This window comes from Sphingobacterium chungjuense, assembly GCF_011316935.1.
GTDB classification, from domain to species: Bacteria; Bacteroidota; Bacteroidia; order Sphingobacteriales; family Sphingobacteriaceae; genus Sphingobacterium; species Sphingobacterium chungjuense.
Window position 1 is genome coordinate 253,627 of the sequence record NZ_WLYS01000002.1, and the last position, 20,773, is coordinate 274,399.

Annotated in this window: 18 protein-coding genes; 9 read left to right on the forward strand and 9 right to left on the reverse strand. The window is 43.5% G+C overall.

Translation table 11 applies throughout. From position 1 onward, the window contains the following. Positions 1-42: 42 nt before the first annotated feature. The 4 genes from GKO22_RS05855 to rlmB are packed head-to-tail and all read right to left on the reverse strand — an operon-like array spanning position 43 to position 3,713. Positions 43-1,260, reverse strand: a complete 1,218-nt coding sequence (locus tag GKO22_RS05855) for an MFS transporter (RefSeq protein ID WP_166333168.1) — start codon at positions 1,258-1,260, stop codon at positions 43-45. A gap of 28 nt (positions 1,261-1,288) precedes the next feature. Next, positions 1,289-1,831 carry a TlpA family protein disulfide reductase gene (locus GKO22_RS05860; RefSeq protein ID WP_166333170.1) on the reverse strand — a complete coding sequence of 181 codons (543 nt, stop codon included), beginning with the start codon at positions 1,829-1,831 and terminating at the stop codon, positions 1,289-1,291. 58 nt (positions 1,832-1,889) lie between these two features. Continuing rightward, complete coding sequence (locus GKO22_RS05865) at positions 1,890-2,915, reverse strand: isoaspartyl peptidase/L-asparaginase family protein (protein WP_166333172.1); 1,026 nt, start codon at positions 2,913-2,915, stop codon at positions 1,890-1,892. 15 nt (positions 2,916-2,930) lie between these two features. Continuing rightward, positions 2,931-3,713 (reverse strand): 23S rRNA (guanosine(2251)-2'-O)-methyltransferase RlmB, encoded by a 783-nt coding sequence (gene rlmB / locus GKO22_RS05870; protein ID WP_166333174.1) that lies wholly within the window; start codon positions 3,711-3,713, stop codon positions 2,931-2,933. A 188-nt stretch (positions 3,714-3,901) separates the two neighbouring features. On the opposite strand from rlmB, the gene GKO22_RS05875 reads away from it, so the two are divergent. From GKO22_RS05875 to metQ, 6 genes are all read left to right on the forward strand, one after another. Next, entirely contained in the window at positions 3,902-5,461 is a 1,560-nt protein-coding gene (locus tag GKO22_RS05875) for a helicase HerA-like domain-containing protein (protein WP_166333175.1), read from the forward strand. 20 nt (positions 5,462-5,481) lie between these two features. Then, on the forward strand, positions 5,482-7,017 hold the full coding sequence (locus GKO22_RS05880; protein WP_166333177.1) for an NAD(P)H-hydrate dehydratase: 1,536 nt from the start codon (positions 5,482-5,484) through the stop codon (positions 7,015-7,017). A 77-nt stretch (positions 7,018-7,094) separates the two neighbouring features. Beyond that, positions 7,095-9,020, forward strand: a complete 1,926-nt coding sequence (locus GKO22_RS05885; RefSeq protein ID WP_240920160.1) for a gamma-glutamyltransferase family protein — start codon at positions 7,095-7,097, stop codon at positions 9,018-9,020. 77 nt (positions 9,021-9,097) lie between these two features. Next, on the forward strand, positions 9,098-10,135 hold the full coding sequence (locus GKO22_RS05890) for a methionine ABC transporter ATP-binding protein (protein ID WP_166333179.1): 1,038 nt from the start codon (positions 9,098-9,100) through the stop codon (positions 10,133-10,135). Next, positions 10,116-10,769, forward strand: coding sequence for a methionine ABC transporter permease MetI (gene metI / locus GKO22_RS05895; protein ID WP_166333181.1), 654 nt, complete (start codon positions 10,116-10,118; stop codon positions 10,767-10,769). Before GKO22_RS05890 ends, metI begins: the two co-directional genes overlap by 20 nt. Before the next feature lie 26 nt (positions 10,770-10,795). Then, entirely contained in the window at positions 10,796-11,602 is an 807-nt protein-coding gene (gene metQ / locus GKO22_RS05900) for a methionine ABC transporter substrate-binding lipoprotein MetQ (RefSeq protein ID WP_166333183.1), read from the forward strand. 6 nt (positions 11,603-11,608) lie between these two features. Here the strand turns inward: metQ and GKO22_RS05905 are convergent, their stop codons facing one another. After that, positions 11,609-12,382, reverse strand: a complete 774-nt coding sequence (locus GKO22_RS05905) for a TIGR03915 family putative DNA repair protein (protein WP_166333185.1) — start codon at positions 12,380-12,382, stop codon at positions 11,609-11,611. An 8-nt stretch (positions 12,383-12,390) separates the two neighbouring features. Further along, positions 12,391-13,647, reverse strand: coding sequence for a putative DNA modification/repair radical SAM protein (locus GKO22_RS05910; protein ID WP_166333187.1), 1,257 nt, complete (start codon positions 13,645-13,647; stop codon positions 12,391-12,393). Between the two features lie 416 nt (positions 13,648-14,063). Between GKO22_RS05910 and GKO22_RS05915 the strand changes: the two genes are divergently transcribed. After that, positions 14,064-14,414, forward strand: coding sequence for a hypothetical protein (locus GKO22_RS05915; RefSeq protein ID WP_166333189.1), 351 nt, complete (start codon positions 14,064-14,066; stop codon positions 14,412-14,414). Between the two features lie 10 nt (positions 14,415-14,424). Here the strand turns inward: GKO22_RS05915 and GKO22_RS05920 are convergent, their stop codons facing one another. The 3 genes from GKO22_RS05920 to GKO22_RS05930 form a co-directional block, all read right to left on the reverse strand. Further along, the gene (locus GKO22_RS05920) at positions 14,425-14,718 is read right to left on the reverse strand and encodes a hypothetical protein (protein ID WP_166333191.1); all 294 of its coding nucleotides are present in this window, start codon (positions 14,716-14,718) and stop codon (positions 14,425-14,427) included. A 160-nt stretch (positions 14,719-14,878) separates the two neighbouring features. Next, positions 14,879-17,527 (reverse strand): glycoside hydrolase family 78 protein, encoded by a 2,649-nt coding sequence (locus GKO22_RS05925; protein WP_166333192.1) that lies wholly within the window; start codon positions 17,525-17,527, stop codon positions 14,879-14,881. A gap of 67 nt (positions 17,528-17,594) precedes the next feature. After that, positions 17,595-18,998, reverse strand: a complete 1,404-nt coding sequence (locus tag GKO22_RS05930; RefSeq protein WP_166333194.1) for a sialate O-acetylesterase — start codon at positions 18,996-18,998, stop codon at positions 17,595-17,597. Between the two features lie 353 nt (positions 18,999-19,351). Here GKO22_RS05930 and GKO22_RS05935 point away from each other — a divergent pair, with 353 nt between their 5' ends. After that, entirely contained in the window at positions 19,352-19,813 is a 462-nt protein-coding gene (locus tag GKO22_RS05935; protein ID WP_206367829.1) for an FAD-binding protein, read from the forward strand. Between the two features lie 81 nt (positions 19,814-19,894). Beyond that, positions 19,895-20,698: an SDR family oxidoreductase gene (locus GKO22_RS05940; RefSeq protein ID WP_166333196.1), complete on the forward strand. Its 804-nt coding sequence runs from the start codon at positions 19,895-19,897 to the stop codon at positions 20,696-20,698. Positions 20,699-20,773 lie beyond the last annotated feature (75 nt).

A 20,773-nucleotide genomic window follows, 5' to 3' on the forward strand; every position in this document is an offset into this window, starting at 1 on the left:
CCTTTATTAACTCAAATAACTACTTATAAACCCTATTAACCTCTAATTAGCGTCCAAAGGACGGAAAGTCACCTTCTTCATATCAGGCAAGAAGTAAGCTATGATACCCAATAAAGGCAAATAAGAACAAACTTGATAGATAAAGTTAATGGAAGTATGATCTGCCCACCAGCCTAATACAGCCGAACCTAATCCGCCCATACCAAAGGCAAAGCCATAAAATAAGCCTGAAACCATGCCCAACTTGCGCGGCAACAATTCTTGCGCGAAGACGAGTATAGCCGCAAAAGCGGAGGAAAGAATGAGTCCGATAATAACGATGAGTATGCCGGTCCAAAATAGGTCTACGTAGGGCAATAGCAATGTAAATGGCGCACAGCCCAACACCGAGAACCAAATAATGTATTTGCGGCCCACGTAATCACCTAGCATTCCGCCTAACAGAGAACCGACCGCTACCGCAATTAGAAAATAAAACAGATATACCTGCGCCTGTACTTCAGTCAAACCAAAACGCTGAATCGTATAGAACTGAAAATAACTGGTAATACTAGCGGTGTAGAAATATTTCGAAAAGATGAGTACTAATAAGATGACGACTGACCAATTGATCTTTGCTGGAGATAAATCGGGCAGCAAGATTGCTTTCTTCGGGCGAGATTGTACCAAACGCAAATGTCGGCTGTACCAACGACCGATGTAACCTAAAATGACTTGCGAAACCATGGCGATCAGGGCAAACCAGAGAATATACAATTGACCATTCGGGATGACGATCCAAGCAATCAATAGCGGCGCTAAAGCGGCACCAGTATTACCTCCGATCTGAAACATGGCTTGCGCGAAACTTCTCCGGCCTCCGGCCGACATATACGCTACGCGTGCCGATTCGGGATGAAAGATCGAAGAACCAATACCAACTAAAATCACAGAAATCAAAATCCATTCGTAGTTGGCAGCATATGCTAATGAGATCATCCCCGCTGTAGAAAACAACATGCCGATTACTTGAGAATATGGTTTGGGGTGCTTATCGGTATAAGCGCCAACTACAGGCTGAAAAATGGAAGCCGATAATTGAAAGCACAGCGTGATAATCCCGATCTGTGCCATACTCAGATCGTACTGTGCCTCGAGACGTGGATAAATTGCCGGAATAACGGATTGTAATAAATCGTTGAACAAATGCGCAACACATACTGCCAGTAAGAGCGCATAGGTGGGCTTCTGTAGATTATTAGAAGCAAAAATAGAGGCCATAGAGCAAATAAGTTATCGAGGGAACGCCTTAATTTTTGTAGTTAATCAATTCGGTGTATAGTACTTCACCCGAACTTGGTCTTGGGGCCTGTTTCAACATGACTTCTCCATCTTTGGCGATGATGTAATAGGGAATACCAAATGCCTTACGTCCTTGATATATTTGTGAGAATTTTGCCTGAATATCTTTGTACAAAGCTTTATTAGCCCGCATTTGATAGCCCGTTAATTTGTGTTTTTGAATAAAGTCCTTCCACTTCTGATCGTCCTTATCCTGATCCATGGATAAATACAAGATATCAATATCATGTTTGGTAGCCACATCATGCAATCCATCTTTGTAGGCAAATTCGGCCACACAAGGTCCACACCAAGTAGCCCATAGATCAATATACACGGTACGTCCGGCAAATTTTTCTAGCACCTCGTCAAAAGAGTTTAGCTCTTCATAGCCTTCCACAAACTCGGTGAAAGGAGGCGTTACGAGAGTTGGTTTCTCAGCAGTTTGCTTTTTTGATTGGCCTACGGCCAATAAAGGTATTATTAGTAATAAAACAAATACGTGCTTCATGATAAATGTGTATTAATGTAACCGGATGCCATAAGAACGATGCCAAACCTGCAATTTCTTATTTATAAATCTGAATGTCAACCGTACCATCGGCCTTAATCGTGCCGCGGTACATGCCTGCTGTATTAAATGGCATAGCCACTTCGCCATTTTGATTGATCGCGATCAGTCCGCCATCGCCACCCAAATCGCCAATCTTTTTGATCACGGCTGTGGCAGCTGCCGCAATAGACAATCCACCATACTGCATGCGTGCGGCCACATCGTAAGCGGCTACCGATCGGATGAAAAATTCGCCCCAGCCAGTACAAGAAACAGCAACTGTCTTATTATCTGCATAATTACCAGCACCCGTAATCGGCGCATCACCAACGCGCCCATAGCGTTTATTGGTCATGCCACCGGTAGAAGTGGCTGCGGCCAGATTTCCAGCACGATCAACTGCTACAGCGCCCACCGTACCATATTTGTAATCTTTATATACTTCGGGGATACTTGATTGCTCATCATGATCCAATTGGGTAGCTAGAGAATCTAATGCTCTAGCTTTCTGCAATCCTTGCCAGCGTTCTTTGGTGTAGAAATAGCTGGGATCTACGATCTCCAAACCTTGTTCTTTTGCAAATTGCTCCGCGCCTGCTCCCACCATCATTACATGTGGCGAATGTTGCATCACGGCGCGCGCTGCTTCGATTGGACTTTTTACATTGGTGATGCCAGCCACTGCACCCGCACTCAATGTCTTGCCATCCATAATCGCAGCGTCGAGTTCGTTTTTTCCGTCATGAGTAAATACAGCACCTTTGCCTGCATTAAATAAAGGATTTTCTTCCAGCACTTTTACAGCAGCTTCTACCGCATCCAAACTGTTGCCTCCCTCCTGTTGCAACACACGATGACCAGCTAACAGCGCTTGCTTCAAACCATCTTTATACGCCGCCTCCAAGGAGTCGGTCATATTCTTCTTCAAAATCGTACCTGCGCCACCATGAATGGCCATTACGTATGTTTGCTGTTGCGCAACAGCAAATTGCAGCGTAAAACCAATAGATACAACAATTAAAAGGAGCTTGCTTAGGATCATCTTTTCAGCAGTAAATTAGGACTTCATCCCGCGTTGTCTGATCGCTTCATAAATCACTACACCAGCAGATACCGATACGTTCAGCGATTTGATTTCACCAAACATGGGTATTTTAGCCAACTTATCAGATATACGAATTAGATCGTCGGAAACGCCCACATCTTCCGCACCCATGACCACACAGGTAGGCCCTGTATAATCGACATCATAAATAGAGTCTTCTGTTTTCTCGGTACTTACGACCATCTGTACACCTGACTCGATCAGAAAACGACCGACTTTTCCTAACGAATCCTGACGACATACCGGTATCTTATACAAAGCTCCAGCAGAGGTTTTGATGGCATCTGGGTTGATCTCGGCAGATCCTCGTTTAGGAACTATGATCGCGTGAACACCAGCACATTCTGCCGAACGTGCAATGGCACCCATATTACGTACATCGGTCACGCCGTCTAGCATCAACAACAAAGGTATTTCGCCCTTTTCATAGATTGTGGGCAATAGATCTTCGATTTGTTGATAGGTAATTGGAGAGATCATCGCGATTACCCCTTGATGATTTTTTCCGGTAATGCGATTTAATTTTTCAATTGGAACTTGCTGTGATGGCAAGTTGTGTTCTTTGAGTAATGCTTTCAATTCCATCAGCAATCCACCAGTTAGTCCGCGTTGAATGAATAGGGATTCGATCTCCTTACCACTGTCAATGGCTTCCATCACGGCACGAATACCAAATACCATCTGATTCGACTCTCTTTTCTCACCACGAGGGTCTCTACGTTGAAATTGTTGCATAAATTTTTACTATTAAAAACCCAAAAGTAATCATTAAAATCGAGGTAAAACGGGATAGGAATGGGAAAAGATCATTCCGCAATCGGTCGTAAAATATTTATCATACTCAAAAATTAAAATTCTCCTCGATCTAAAAATTTCACCGAGTGCGGATTAATTTGTTATTTTTAAACAACAAAACCTTCGCTATGAAAGAGCAATTCATCGACAAAGTCACCGCATCGTACAAACCAAAGGGTGCTTTTATACAATTAGGATCTGGTATTTTGGCCGGCGAAGTAGTCACTGAAGCAAAAGTAAATTTAGCGCTTCGCATGATGAACCGCCATGGACTCATTGCTGGTGCTACGGGAACGGGCAAAACGCGTACTTTGCAACTCATAGCAGAACAACTATCAGATGCTGGTGTACCGGTATTTATGCTGGATGTAAAAGGTGATTTATCGGGTCTAGCTGAGCCAGGTAAAATCAATGATGCATTATTAGAGAGAGGTCAAGCGGTTGGAATTCCTTTCGAACCTGCTGCTTTTCCAGTTGAGCTCTTTTCATTAAGTGGTCAATTAGGCGCTCCAATGCGGCTGACCGTAGGTGATTTTGGCCCAGTGCTATTATCTCGCATACTCGACCTCAATGAAACGCAGTCAGGCGTATTGAGCGCAATATTTAAATATGCACAAGACACCGATTTACCGCTTGTCGATCTAGACGACTTAAAGAAGTTGCTTTCCTATTTATCAGAAGGTGCTGGCGCAGCAGCAATAAAAGACGATTATGGCCGTATCAGCAGCGCCAGTTCTGGCGCCATCTTGCGAAAGATTGTAGCCATCGAACAACAAGGCGTGGCGCATCTTTTCGGAGAAAAAGAATTCGATATTCAAGATCTTTTTGGCAAGGTAGATGGCAAAGGAGTAATTACATTGTTAAATATCGCGGATGTTCAGGATCAGCAGCTGCTATTCTCCACTTTTTTATTAAGCCTGCTAGCGCAATTATTCAAAAAATTACCCGAAGTGGGCGATCTGGATCAACCCAAATTGGTTTTCTTTTTTGATGAAGCGCATTTATTATTCAATGGTGCATCGAAAGCTTTCCTCGGTCAGATCGAACAGATTGTCCGATTGATCCGCTCCAAAGGAGTAGGCGTTTTCTTTTGTACACAGGCGGCAAGTGATATAGCAGAAAGCGTTCTTGGACAATTGGGAAACAGAGTGCAACATGCGCTGCGCGCATTTACACCAAATGATGCCGAAAACTTGCGGAAAACGGTGCGCACCTATCCTACTTCAGAATTCTACGCCATTGATAAAATATTGACGGCATTGGGAACAGGACAAGCATTAATCACCGTATTGAATGACAAAGGTATCCCGACCGAGGTAGTAGCCACGCACCTTGTGCCTGCGCGCGCCGTTATGGGCCCTGCATCGCATGAAACGTATAATCGTATCATTGCAGAATCTGATGCGACCATTAAGTATCAGGAACGGATTGAGCGCCGATCAGCCGCCGAAATTATTACCGAACGACAACAACAGCAAGAAGCAACTTTAGCGCGTGAACAGATCGAAAAAGCGGCACAGAAGTCGGCTACCAAGTCAAAAACAACATCTGCACCACGCTCCAGGCGACAAACTCCGCTGGAAGCAGCACAAACGACTGCTAGTCGCACATTAGCACGAGAAGGGACCAAATTATTAGGGAAATTAGCGAGCGGGTTGTTAGATATGTTCCTCAAAAGAAGGAAGTAAACTGTATCTTGTAGTTAGCTATGAAAATATTGACCGCTTCTGATATCCGCAAAGCCGATCAGGCTACCATAGATCAACAAGGCCTGCGGTCTTTCGATTTAATGGAACGCGCGGCAAACTGCTTATTTCAACACATGACGAAAGATTTCCCTTCGTTTGAAAGTTCTTTTGTGATCTTTTGCGGTGCAGGGAATAATGGTGGTGATGGCTTGGCGCTCGGACGGTTACTTTTTCAGTCTGGTCGCGACGTGCGGATTTTTCTGCATCAGTCAGACAAATACAGCGCTGACAATCAGGAAAATCAGAAACGGTTGCAACAAGCAGGCATTCCGATACACTTCTTTACCCATGCTATCCCGGCAGACTTTGCAAAGCAAGATGTGCTCATCGATGCGCTGTATGGCATTGGCCTTTCGAGGCCTTTGGCCGAAGCGTGGCGACCTTTTATTAACGCCATTAATGCATCCGATCGCCCGGTATTGGCGATCGATACTCCTTCGGGATTATTTGTGGATCAGCCGTCTTCAAACGAGATGCTCATCATCAGAGCGCAACGTACGTATACTTTGCAATGTCCTAAAATTGCCTTGTTACAACCAGGAAACGCAGAATATATAGGCGAACTTACCGTAGTCGATATACAGTTAGACGAAGCCGCTTTGGCCGCGGTTGATAGCTCCTATTACCTCACCACATTGGAAACCATTCAAGCACACTGCTCGATGCCAAGCCGCTTTGCGCACAAAGGCACATTTGGCCATACCTTGATCGTGGGCGGAAGCTACGGTAAGATTGGCGCCATTCATCTCAGTGCAAAGGCCGCACTTCGTACCGGATGTGGCATGGTAACTATCTACAGTGCCGCTTGCGCCAACCCGATTCTTCAAACTAATTTTCCGGAAGCGATGTTACAAACGGATTCCGAACTCACTCATATAAATTCTTTTCCAAAAACCATCGATTCCTATGCCGCCATCGGAGTCGGCATGGGAATGGGGCAACACGATGATACAAAGCAAGCATTTTATTGCTTTTTACGAGAGCTAGCTGATACTTCGAAACGACCTAAACTGGTATTGGATGCAGATGCATTGAATCTATTGGCGCAGCATCCCGAAAGCTTAAGAGATCTGCCAGCGGAAAGCATCCTCACACCACATCCAAAAGAATTGCAGCGCTTAATCGGTTCTTGGACAGATGACTGGGACAAAATGGAGAAAACGCGTGCATTTGCGCAGCAACATCAGGTCGTTGTATTAATTAAAGGAGCGAATACGGCCGTAGTACTACTTGATGGAACGATCTATTTCAATACAACGGGTAATTGGGGAATGGCGACTGCCGGCAGTGGCGACGTATTAGCGGGCATCATTACTTCTTTGCTCGCGCAAGGATTTTCGAGTAAAGATGCGGCACTTACTGGCGTTTATTTACATGGTTTGGCTGCTGATTTCGCTGTGCAAACCATGCATCCAAAAAGCCTGATAGCGTCGGATATTATCGACGGTATTTCAAAGGCATGGCAAACAGTTTTGCCTATAACAAGAAAGCATTAATTAGCTAAAATGCGCTAAGTAGGTTTTCCTCCTCCCAACAAAATTGATATATTGCAGTTCCAAATAGCAACTGTACCATGCAAATTTCCTTTCGACATATTTTCTCTAAATCTCGTCCTGTCTTGTCCGCACTGCTTTTTATGAGTGGCACATTTGCCTTTGCACAGCAAACGCAAAAACCGCCGTTACATGGTAAACATTGGATGGCGATTACCGGCAAACCGCTGGCGGCGACAGCTGGAGCGCAATTATTTCAGCAAGGCGGCAATGCAGTTGATGCGGCTTGTGCGATGTTGGGCGCCACCTGTACGATGTGGGATGTGTTGAGTTGGGGCGGTGAAACGCAGGCTTTAATTTATCACCCAGAACTCAAAAAAGTAATCGCGATTAATGCATTGGGTGTGGCACCTACTGGCGCAACGGTTGATTTCTTCCAATCTAAAGGATATGAATTTCCGCCCGAATACGGCCCATTAGCCGCAGTTACTCCGGGCACACCGGGCGGTTTATGCTATATGCTCGCCAAGTATGGCACGAAAAGTTTGAAAGAAGTGTTGCAACCATCTATACAAATGGCTGCGGGCTACCCGATTGAAGCACAAACGGCAAATAGTATCGAGCGTGGTAAAGAACGAATCAAAGAATGGCCTTATAGCAAGGAAGTATTTTTAGTGCACCACGGTGAAGAGCGCGAAGCACCAGAAGCCGGTGAAATATTTGTACAGAAAGAGCTGCTTCAAACGCTAGAGAAAATGGTGGAGGCTGAACAAAATGCATTGGCCGCCGGCAAGAGTCGCGAAGAGGCAATTATGGCGGCGCACGATCGCTTTTACACCGGAGATATTGCAACAGAATTTGTACGTGGTAGTCAAGAGCATGGTGGACTGATCACGATGGATGATTTGGCTAACTGGCGCCCGATTGAGGAAGAACCTTTGCAAATCAATTATAAAGGCATTGATGTGTATAAACTGCAATCTTGGACGCAAGGTCCGGCGATGTTGCAGGCCTTGAATATCCTCAAGCAATTTGATCTCAAAGGAATGGGATACAACTCTGCGCCTTATATTCACACGGTGTATCAAGCCATGAATCTGGCTTTTGCGGATCGTGATTTTTATTACGGTGATCCCGCATTCCAACCCAAAACACCAATTGACGGTTTGTTAAGTGATGGCTATGCGGTGAAAAGAGCCGCGCAAATAGATCCTGCAAAAAATGATCCTTCAATCCAGCCGGGCGATCCATATCCTTTTGAAAATCGTACCAATCCTTATCTTGATTTATTGGCGGAACGCCGAAAACTCACCGATACCACAGCGCGTGAACAAGATGATTTTGTTCCCAAACACGATGTTACTGCTTATCAGCAACATGCGGACAGCTTATACCAGGATCGCTTGCTTCGGGGCACCACGAGTATTGAAGCAGCCGATGCGGAAGGCTGGGTCGTGTCGATTACGCCGAGCGGCGGATGGTTGCCAGCATTTATTGCCGGCCATACGGGCGTAGGCATGAGCCAACGTTTGCAGAGTTTTGTATTGGATTCGCTGGTCAGTCCATTCAATGTAGTTGAACCGGGCAAACGCCCACGCGTAACTTTGACGCCTGCTATGGCGCTCAAAGATGGCAAACCTTATTTATCCTTCGCCGTGCAAGGTGGCGATACGCAAGATCAAAACTTATTACAATTCTTTTTAAATGTGACGGAGTTTGGCATGACACCACAACAAGCGGCGGAAGCGGCAAACATCAATAGCAATCAATTGTGGCTATCTCTGGGTGGAACAACATTAGCCGATCGCAAGCCTAGGGCTGGCAGTCTGCTGTTGGATAAACGCACTCCTGCTGATGTAGTGAAGCAGTTGGAAGCGATGGGGTATGCTATTCAATTTGGTGAAAGAAATAGCGGACCGATCAATGCCATTTACTTCGATGAAAAGCATGGTACGCTTTGGGGCGGCAGTAGTAATCATGGGGAAGATTATGGTATTGCTTGGTAGAAAAACTATTGATTCAGTAGACTAAAATAAATTGTTTTTACGTACTTTTGGGACACTTTTTAGAGCGTGTACCCAGAATGATTAATGTTAAGCATATTTCCAAAACATATACGACCAGTAAAGGAAGACAAGTTCAGGCGTTGGACGACGTCTCTTTCTCAGTCAAGAAGGGGGAAATTTTCGGAATTATCGGAAGTTCCGGTGCTGGAAAAAGCACCATCTTGCGCTGTTTGAATTTGTTGGAAAGACCGGATCAGGGCGAAATATGGTTGGCGGACAAACAGCTGACCAGTTTGAGTGAGCGCCAACTGCAACAAGAAAGACAACATATCGGAATGATTTTTCAGCATTTCAATCTGTTATCGTCCCGAACGGTATTCGACAATATTGCCTTGCCACTAGAGTTGAGTCAAACCTCGAAAAAAGACATTCATACCCGCGTTACAGAGCTTTTAGAATTGGTAGGGTTATCAGATAAAGCGAATGATTACCCAAGTAATCTTTCGGGCGGACAAAAACAGCGTGTGGCCATCGCGCGTGCACTGGCGAACAATCCAACGCTCTTACTATGCGATGAGGCCACCAGCGCATTGGATCCAGCTACTACAAAATCTATTCTCAACCTCTTGCAGACAATTAATGCAAAACTGCAAATCACCATTGTGCTCATCACGCATGAGATTCATGTGGTGAAAGCGATCTGCGATCGCGTCGCTGTAGTGAAGGATGGTAAGATTGTAGAATTAGGTGATCGTTCACAGATTTTTGGTGCACCTGAACATGCACATACAGCTTCATTTGTGGCTTCTGCCGTGCAAGCGGATTTACCAATTGCTTATCAACAACAGGTTCAAACGGAAAAAACAGCCGATACGGATGATCTATTGATACGCATCCAAGCGAAGGATAATACCGATTATGCCTTTTCGGCATTACAGCAGCAATTCGGCCTACAAGTCGCCATTATTGAAGCGCGTATCGAAACTATCGGAGAATTGAAAATCAGTTCTTCCGTATTACGTCTTTCAGGAGATCAATTAGAAGCAGCTGTCGCATTTTGCTCAACTCATTACTTTAACACCGAAATACTAGGCTATGTCTCCCGAAGTTATTAATCTGCTCCTTGCCGGAACGGGCGAAACGCTCGTTATGACCTTCGTCTCTTGTTTTTTTGGCTTCTGCCTCGGGCTTCCGACCGGAGTTTACCTTTTTGCATCACGTAAAGGCGGCATGTTAGAAAATCGTACGGCTCATAATATCACCTCATTTGTGGTGAACGTTTCCCGATCCATTCCTTTTATTATTCTGATCGTTTGGATGATCCCATTTACGAGAAGTATCGTGGGCACGTCAATCGGACTGAAAGCAGCCTTAGTGCCTTTGAGTATCGGCGCAGCGCCATTTATTGCGCGGTTAATCGAAAATAGCTTATTGGATTTGCCGGTCGGATTAGTAGAAACTGCGCGCGCTATGGGCGCTACACAATTCCAAATTATAAAAAAAGTACTATTGCCAGAAGCATTGCCTTCTATCATAAACCATGCAACAGTGACCTTGATTACGCTAGTTGGTTATTCAGCCATGGGAGGCGCGGTTGGTGCTGGTGGATTGGGGCAAATTGGCTATCAGTACGGCTATATTGGCTATGATGCACAAATTATGAATGCAGTACTTATTTTACTCATCTTCATGGTCATCCTGATTCAGTATAGCGGAGATTTTATCTCCAAAAAATTCGATCATCGTTAATTCATTTCAATTTAAAAAAATACCTTATGCGTCATATCATCGCACCTCTATTCTATATCGTTTTATCGACTCTTTTCGTTGCTTGCGGCAGCAATGCTACGGATGAAAATACCATTCGCGTAGGAATCGTGGCTGGGCCAGAAAAAGAAATTGCTGAAACGGCCAAAAAAGTGGCAAAAGAAAAATATAATTTAGAAATTGAACTGGTCACTTTCAACGATTACGTGATGCCTAATGAAGCTTTGAGTACGGGTGATATTGATGCGAATGCATTTCAACATGTACCTTATCTTACCGAACAATCTAAGCAACGTGGTTATAAATTGGCGGTGATTGGCAATACCTTTGTGTATCCGATTGTGGCTTATTCTAAAAAAATCAAATCGGTGGCAGAGTTAGCGGACAATGCAACCATCGCTATCCCCAATGATCCTACCAACGGCGGCCGCTCGCTATTGATGTTGCAAGAGCAAGGTTTGATCACCTTGAAGGAGAATACGGGCATAATGCCAAAAGTGATTGATATCACGGCTAATCCCAAAAACCTACGTATTCTAGAACTAGAAGCGCCCCAGCTTCCTAAAGTGTTGGATGATAAAGAAGTGGCTATTGCAATTATCAACAATAATTTCGCTGCACAAGCGGGTTTGGATGCCGATAAATTAGGACTGTTCCGCGAAAGTAAAGATTCCCCTTATATGAATGTGATCGTGACCCGTGAGGATAATAAGGATTTAGAAAAGGTGAAAAAATTCTTACAATCCTACCAATCTGATGAGGTGGAGCAAAAAGCATTAGAATTGTTCAAAGGCCAAGCGATAAAGGGCTGGTAACAGCTCTTAAAGATCAAATTTTTCGTTCAGGTATTTCCAATAGCGCTTAGGCACATGCTGCAAATGCAGTTTGGTATTCTTGCGTTCGGTGATATTGGTACTTCGAAAATAACGGCGCCACAGCTCATCATACAGCGCTTCGCGCTCTTCGCCTCGAGCGATCAGCTCCGCTTCGGAAGGAAGATCGCTCAAATGAATTTCCACAACTTCGGTCTGGTTGTAATACGCGCCATAATCGCGTTTGATATCATAAATCACCCACGATTGATCCGCGTAGCGATCTTTAAAATGCGGAATGATGAGTGGCAGAACATTGAAGTCAGGATCAATTTTGGCAAAAAACAGCTCATCACTTAATTTCCGAAACCGCACAAAAGCCTTGAATCGGTGTCGCTCACGCGATACCGATTTATTTATTTGCTTGATGCGCAACACATCTTCATGTCCATAATTTCGAGATAAATTCGCTCCTTCAGGGGTAAGATAATGACGCACCAATCGTAAGATGAGATCCTCTATCCCATCTATTTCAGAAAGATAAGCTGCATATAGCTCCTGAAAATCTTTCTTCCCGACGCGATCAATGATTCCTTTCTTCACGCGCGCGGCTTTTGCTTCATCGGTATGTACTTCATGGCGTGCGCCAAATAGATCGGTTTGATCGGCTAGCGCTTCGCGCTGGATCGTGACGTCGTTAAATTTGTATTCATATACTTCAAATAGCGCCGTCAACAATCCGATCCAACTCCCATCGTAGGATAACGTGATTCGTTGCTGCATAGCCAACATTAAAATAATGTCAATTGTTGATTGAAAACTTTCTTATACTTCGTATTCGAGGCTGCCAAAATATAATGCTTAATCATCTCAGCTGGACGATCGGACATTAAGGGTACAAAGCCTTGACAAGAGATAAAATACCGAACCTTATTGGCAGAAACACCAATTTTCTGCAAATGCTCCATACGCAGCGCTCCGAAACGCCGAGCAGCGACTATTTTTTTTGCGGATGTCACACCAATGCCTGGCACACGTACAATCGCTTCATAAGGCGCTCGATTAATATCCACGGGAAACTGATGAAGATTACGCAATGCCCATCCTAATTTCGGATCAATATCGAGATCTAAATTAGGATGACTTTCATTAACTATTTCATCCCGTTTGAAACCGTAAAAGCGTAACAACCAATCGGATTGATACAGTCGGTTTTCGCGGATAACAGGTACATCTGACCCTAAACCAGGCAAACGATTATCATTGGATATTGGAATATATCCAGAGTAATAAACGCGTTTTAAATTGTACTCGGAATAATAATGGTCGGCCGTTTTCATGATATGCATATCGGATTCGCCCGAAGCACCAATGATCATCTGTGTGCTCTGACCAGCTGGTGCAAATTTGGGTGTAGAACGAAAAATCTTCTTCTCTTCTTTGGTTCGAATGATTTGATTTTTCAAATAATCCATCGGCACATCCATATCTTTCCTATTCTTCTCTGGAGCTAATAATTTCAAACCTGTCTCGGTGGGTATTTCAAGATTTACACTTAGGCGATCAGCATATAATCCGGCCTCGTTGAGCAAATCGTCAGAAGCGCCCGGTATTGTTTTAAGATGAATATAGCCGTTGAAATTATGTTCCTGACGTAACTTTTTGGCAATGAGCACCAATCTCTCCATCGTATAATCGGCATTTTTGAAAATACCTGAGCTCAGAAAAAGCCCTTCTATATAATTTCTTCGGTAAAAATTGATGGTCAGATCCACCACTTCTTGCACGGTAAAGGCGGCACGTTTGATATCATTACTCCTTCTTGATACGCAATACGCGCAATCGAAAATACAGTGATTGGTGAGCAAGATTTTAAGTAACGAAACACAGCGACCATCCTCCGTATACGTATGGCAGATCCCCGCACCGGTGTTTCCCAAACCGCCTTTCTTATTTTTCCGATCGCTGCCGCTCGAACTACAACTTACATCGTATTTCGCGGCATCCGCCAATATTTCCAACTTCTCCTTAATCCGATCGTCTGCCATAGCTATTCACCTGTTAAAGTCTTATTTGCTCTAAATCAAAACTATTAAAAACTAATTATATTAGCAATAAAACTATAAAAAATAGTATTTAACGCAAAGGGGAATAGACGTGTAGGTGTGATGTGAAGAATAAAGGAAAGCGGTTTTTCTGTGGGATAAGTATTTGTAAGTTAAAAGGCAAAAAAAAGGTTTTCAAACGGGGAGAATGAAAACCTTTACTAACCAATTATAAACCTAAATTATGATGACACAAAGATAGTGTAAAAAATACACTATCAAAATATTTTCTCATTATTTTTCATTTTCGGACAATATTTTGACAAAGCATTCATGCAAAGAAACATCACATCGATTAATTTACATTTAGTTGTAGCATTTTTCTCAACTATGCGTTATTTAAAATAAAACCTATTATCATGAATAAGATTTATTGGATATTATCTACTATTTTATTACTTGTTTTTGGCTGTTCGGAAAGTGAAGTGATTCCTATTGAACCCGGAACAGAAGTGCAGGAACGAATGCGTAGTCATTTTAGTAGTGAATTGAAATGTACCAAGCAGGGTGAAATGCAGACAAATTTATATCAAGGTAATTATGAAGGAAAAATAGTTTACTATGTTTTTACGATGTGTCTTAGTTGCCTTCAGTCACCACCAAAAAGTGGTTTCACAGAAAAGTTAGTAGAGGTTACTTTCGCAGACTTCCGGAAGGTTAACGACATACAATTGATATATGATAGCTGTACCAAAAAGTTTGCGGACTAAAACGACAATTCTAGATCCTATCGCCTTTAATGGATCTGAGATAGGTCACAAAGGCTAGTTTTAAGGCGTCTTGGATCAAAAGCTCATCGGCATGGCTATCATTGCTACTGTGTCCTATGAGCTTTTGATTCTCTTCGTTATCACCCAAAATAGCCATGATGCACTTATTATTCTTAAAAAGCCCCACTCCTACAGGATGATCCCCGATGGCTACAAACCAAGTTTCATCATGCAACTCGTTTACTACTTTAGGAATATCTGTCCATTTCTTTAGCTGGGATAAGGTGATCTCGTTATAGTTCATGACGCTTCTTTAAAGATATAACAAGTACAATAGAATTTGGTGTGCGCTATTGAAGAATAAAAAAACAAGAGGCGCATCATTTTTTCAATTATATTAAAAAAATAACTTTCCTTACCCACATACAAAGATGTGCAAATGGTTAAGGAAAGACATAGCACACTTATTTCTTCAACTTTATCTCGATCTTATGCGTGCCAGCAACCAATTGTTGTGGCGCTTCTTCCGCAGCATTTTCTGGCAGATAAAGCGTTGCCGTGGCATTAGCAGGAACAGTTACCGTATAGGTCACCGTATTCTTCTTATTGCGTTTCCATTTGGAGACAATAGTACCGTAAGGCGAACGGTGACTTACTTCCGAATGCGTCAACCCTTCTGGAAACATTGGGCGAAGCAAGGTATGCTTAAAACCAGGCTGTCCTGGATCTGGGTGAATGCCGCCAATCGATTTGAAAAACCAGCCGCCAATCTCGCCAAACATCATATGATTATCGGAAATATCGCGTTCAGCTTCTAAATCCCAGTTTTCTAATAAAGTAGTTGCGCCGTTGACTACCCACCAACCCCAAGATGGATAGGTATCTTGTACGGCAACTTTATACGCTGTAGCGCCATAACCATTGTCTTTCAAGGCATCTAATAATGCCTTTGCACCCAATACACCGACGTCCAGATGGAAATTAGTTTCTTCCACTTTCTTGTTCAGATTCGCTGCTACTTTTGCGATCATATCTTCGGGCACCACTTTCCAAAACAAGGGCACACTCAGCTCAGTTTGCGTACCATCTGCATAAATTCCCTTCTCCCGTTCTAGGAACTTGTTATTGATCGCATCTTTGATCTTTTGGCTCAACGCCTCATATTTCTGCTGATCGTCGGCTTTCCCAAACAGTTTCGCCGCTTTTGCTAGAATCAAAGCATCCGTGTAAAAGTACACGGAAGATGTCAATTCCAGATTTGATGCGGACTTCACAGGCACCCAATCTCCACGTCCAAAAGTCGTCAAGCCTGTAGGGCTAATTAGTTCCACATAATCTACATACCGTTTGATATTTTCATAGGAATCGGCCAAGAGCTTAGCGTCGCCATAGAACATATAAACCTGCCAAGGAATGATCGCGATCGTGCTTGTCCAATCCAACCCATTCGCTGTGCCATATCCCCAGCCGCCTGTCGGAATGATATCTGGCAAAACGCCATTAGGTTGCTGTTCATCGCGATGATCAGCGATCCATTTTTCGTACACGGTAATTCCCTCAAAATTGTACAAAGCGGTTTCAATAGCCAAATGCCCATCACCTGTCCAACCATTCTTTTCGCGCTGCGGACAATCCGTCGGGTAGCCCATCAAATTAGATAGGTACGCATTATTTGTCACACGCCACAGATCGTTGATTAAGCTAGAAGATGTCTTCACTTCGCCCAGCGTTGCCACATCGCTATGCATAAAATAAGCTGTCACATTGCTAGCGTCTAATTGGATCGGTTCGCTGCTACTGATCTCCACGTAACGGAAGCCTTTGTAGTTGAATTTGGCAGTAAACTCATCCTCTTTTCGTCCACTCAATGTCAATACATCCGTCTGAAATGGATCCGTTTCTTTATCACCTCGGTAATACACATCAATATTTGATAAGTCGATCCGACCATTATTTTGCAAACGCTCTCCATGTTTGATCTTTAATACCGTACCTGCTTCTCCTTTCGCTCGAACATGTGTCACGCCAGCCATGTTTTGCCCCATATCAAAGACATAGATGCTATCGTTGATCTTTTTCACGGATAGCGGTTCGTACCGGCGACCAAAGCGAATGGGCACCATTTGCTGCGACACGATATTTTCTGAAGGAACACTACGGTAACGTACGCCTTGCCATTTCTGATCATCAAAACCCGGACTATCCCAACCATCTTGCTCCAGACGCGCATCGTAATGTTCTGCTGTATATATGCTATTAAAAGTAATCGGCCCAGAAGAAGTCTTCCAATCTCTTTCGGATTTGATGGTTTCTTCGGTACCGTCGGTGTACACGACATGTAGATCCAAGCAAAAAGTTGGTCTTGCTCGCCATGGTGCGTTATGAAAATCCCACACTCCGAGCGATTGATGGTTGTACCAACCGTTTCCCAATACTACGCCGAGCGCGTTTTGCCCTGCTTGCAACTGTGCCGTCACATCGTGCGTCACATAAAGCGTTCGCCGATCAAACCGGGTGTACATTGGATCCAAACGATGATCACCAACCTTACGACCATTGAGCGATAGCTCGTACAATCCGGCTACAGCAATGTAAGCCCGTGCTCGAGCGACTTCTTTTTTCAGCGTAAATTCCTTGCGGAAATAAGGTGCCGGTTTATGATCGATATCATGATGATCGCTAATCCATGCCCCCTGCCATTGAGCATTGCCCATCTTACCAGTTTCAAAAGCGCTAACCGCTGATGGATTTGATTTCTCGTCTTTATCCCAGGCGATAACTTTCCAAAAATACCGCGTTTGCGGCAGCAACTGCTTACCGGCAAAAGTCAGGAGTATATTGTTTGCCGTTTGTTTTCCTGTATCCCAGACCTGTCCACGATCGTTGACCACGGCCATAGAATCTGTATCGACCAACACGCGATAGGCGGATTGCACGGCGCCCTGCCGATTGTCTTCGATTTTCCAAGTCAATCGTGGATTTGGATTATCAATACCTAACGGCGTTACCAAATGTTCACAACGGAGCTCGACGGGTTGACCGTCAGTTGGTTTCGCTTGAGAAAATAAGCAGAGGGATATAAGAGCAAGAATAAAGGGAACGGCTTTTAGCATAATGGTTTAGGCATTAAAAAATCTAGGAGTGAACAAGTACATATTCTAATGATAAATAATTAAACGGTTAAAATGACCAATTATCTGTGCGGAAAGGTGCTACTGGCAGTCCTTGATCGTTAAAAAGATTGGCAATTCCGGCTTCTGTAAAGTTGAATCGTACAGCCTGTGGATCTTTAACTTCGGCAGCAGAAACAAGTAACTTGTTGCCACGAACAACGCCCTTTGCTGGATGAAAAATATGATCCGCGCCAGCAATGTACAGGTCTTCGAGATGATCCCCCTTTATTTGTAGCTTCCCATCGATATGATCGAAACTAATTTCGATCTGACTACCTTTTACGGTATGACTTTTATAGATCGGCGATTTGTAGTTTCTTTTAGCAGGCAATTTGTAGTGTTCCTGTAGAGCTAGCGCAGCTAATCGTTCGGCCACGGCACGTTTTTGAATAGGGTGAATGTCTTTGACATTGTCTACCAAATCGGAGATTACCACCATACCACTATTTGATAATGTGCGTGCCGTTTTTTCTTGTTGCTCCCGCAATAGCGCAGCCAAAGGTGCTTTGTTGTTATAGGTAAATGGTGCAATTTGCACAAAGTAAAATGGCAACTGCGATCCCCACGCGGCTCGCCAAGCTCCCACCATTTGTTGCATCAGCCGATCGTAAGACGACCATGCGCCCACATTACTTTCCCCTTGATACCAGAATATGCCAGAAATAGGAAATCGCCTTAATGGAAATATCATGCTATTCCACAGCGAAGCGGTACGATGAGGGCGATAAGCAGCGGCTGTTTGGTTTTCTGCCGCCTTTTGTAGCACCCCGTCATTGTCAAACACGCTTGATGGTGTCCACACCTCTGCTCCCGTACCACCCCAGCTCGCGTTGATAATACCAATAGGTATACCAATCTCTCGGCGGAAATTTTTAGCAATGAAGTAACCGATGGCAGAAAAAGGTTTTAGTGATTGTGCATCCAGCATTTTCCAGGTGTCTGGAATATCTTCTTGCGGATAAGCAGCTGCATAGCGACTCACTTGCAACAAGCGGATTTGATGGTCATTTGCCTGCGGCAATTCTTCGAGTATTTCGGGTAGATTCTGTCCGCCGCCCCACTCCATATTGGATTGACCGGAGCAAAGCCATACATCACCCAAAAGCAAATCTTCCAACTGCAGTTCCTGCGCTCCTGATATCACTTTTAAGGTATAAGGACCACCAGCGGCAGATGTACGAATTGGTACTTGCCAATTGCCTCCGCCATCTATCACAGCATGAATGGTATCGGACAACCAAGAAGCGTAAACCGAAACGTGAGCACCCGCAGTTCCCCAACCCCACACGTGCACCTCTGATTCTCGCTGCAATACCATATGGTCTGACAAGACATGTGGAAGTCGTAATTGAGCTTGTGCTGTTATACATAGCATGCATAGCCCGAACAGCAATTTGATGTTTTTCTGCATAATTATTTATTCATTAGTTAGCAACTAAAGACCGTTATACAATTGTATGTACCACTATAACTTCTATTAGTTTAGGTAGATAAGTATGCTATAAAGATAGTATTTCTTGAGTTATCTTCTACAAAGGATCGTTCTGCATACACACATTTATCTGGAAGACAAGCACCTAAACTACCGATGGTATTGCGAAGTATGCTTTTAAACCTTAGCTGATGCCAATGCATTTGCATCTGAAGCTTTTAAAAAAATATGATCTAGCATTTAGAATTTAAAAGAAATATATATTATCTTGTGAGACAATCAACGCCGCAAAAGTTACGATTTATTAACCAAAATATAACCAAAAGAGTGTCATGGATGCAACATTCCAAGCTGATGTTATTATCGTGGGAACTGGCCTAGCAGGACTTACTGCTGCGATGGAGATTACCAACGCTGGAAAAAAAGTATTGCTACTTGATCAAGAAACGGAAGAGAATATAGGTGGACAAGCATTCTGGTCATTCGGCGGTTTATTTTTGATCAACTCGCCACAACAGCGTAGAATGGGAATCAAAGATTCGTATGAATTAGCCCTTCAAGACTGGAAAGGTACTGCTGGATTTGATCGTGAGGAAGATTACTGGTCGCGACAATGGGCGCAAGCTTACCTAAAGTTTGCAGCCTATGAAAAATACAACTATGTATCAAAACTGGGTATCAAGTTGATGTTTATGGTAGGATGGGCCGAGCGCGGGGATGGCTTAGCCACCGGTCACGGCAACTCGGTACCACGCTTTCATGTAAAGGCAGGAAAGTATATTGCCGCACTTTGAGCAGTTTGCGATGTATATTTCTATCGTACAATAGATCCTTCGCAGCAAATAACTGAGGCAAAAACAGAAAACAAAAAAGAAATGAAAAGTTATTTCGACCATAAAGTAGTCTGGATTACAGGAGCTTCATCCGGTATCGGTGAAGCCTTAGTTATCGCATTAGCTGCAAATAGTAAGGCAAAAATCATTCTTTCATCCAGAAATGTTAACCAACTAACTCTAGTTGCTCAAAAGGCTATGTTGGACGCGGATCGATTTATGATACTTCCTATCGACTTAGAAAACTATCAAAAAATGTCCACATGGGTGGCCGAAGCTGTCGAACATTTTGGAAAAATCGACATCTTAATCAATAATGCCGGTGTTTCACAACGTTCATTGGCAATGGATACGGATATCGAAGTGGATAAGCGCCTAATGGATATTGATTTTATAGGAACAGTGGCTCTAACGAAAGCGGTACTACCCTATATGATCCAACGTGAAAGCGGACAAATTGTGGTTATTTCCAGTCTGATGGGAATCTTTGCTACTCCTATGCGTAGTAGCTATGCTGCGGCAAAACATGCACTACATGGTTTTTTTGACGCATTACGTGCAGAACTACATTCAAAAAAGGTCATGATAACCATCATTTGTCCCGGATTCATACAAACACCTATTTCCATTAATGCCCTCACCGGAAATGGTTCTGCCCAAGGAACTATGGATGATGCGACGCAAAATGGAATGCCTGTTGATGTATTTGCCCGTAAAATGCTTTCTGCCGTAGCAAAACAGAAAAATGAAGTCGCTATAGGTGGAAAAGAAATATTCGGTGCTTATCTTAAGCGTTTTTTGCCCAATGTCTTAGCCAAAATCGTCCGGAAGTTAAAAGTAGTGTAGTTGATAATTAGGTACATACGGGTAACAGACTTGCTATTTTGATAAAAATTTGTATTTTTATCCGATTAGAAGATC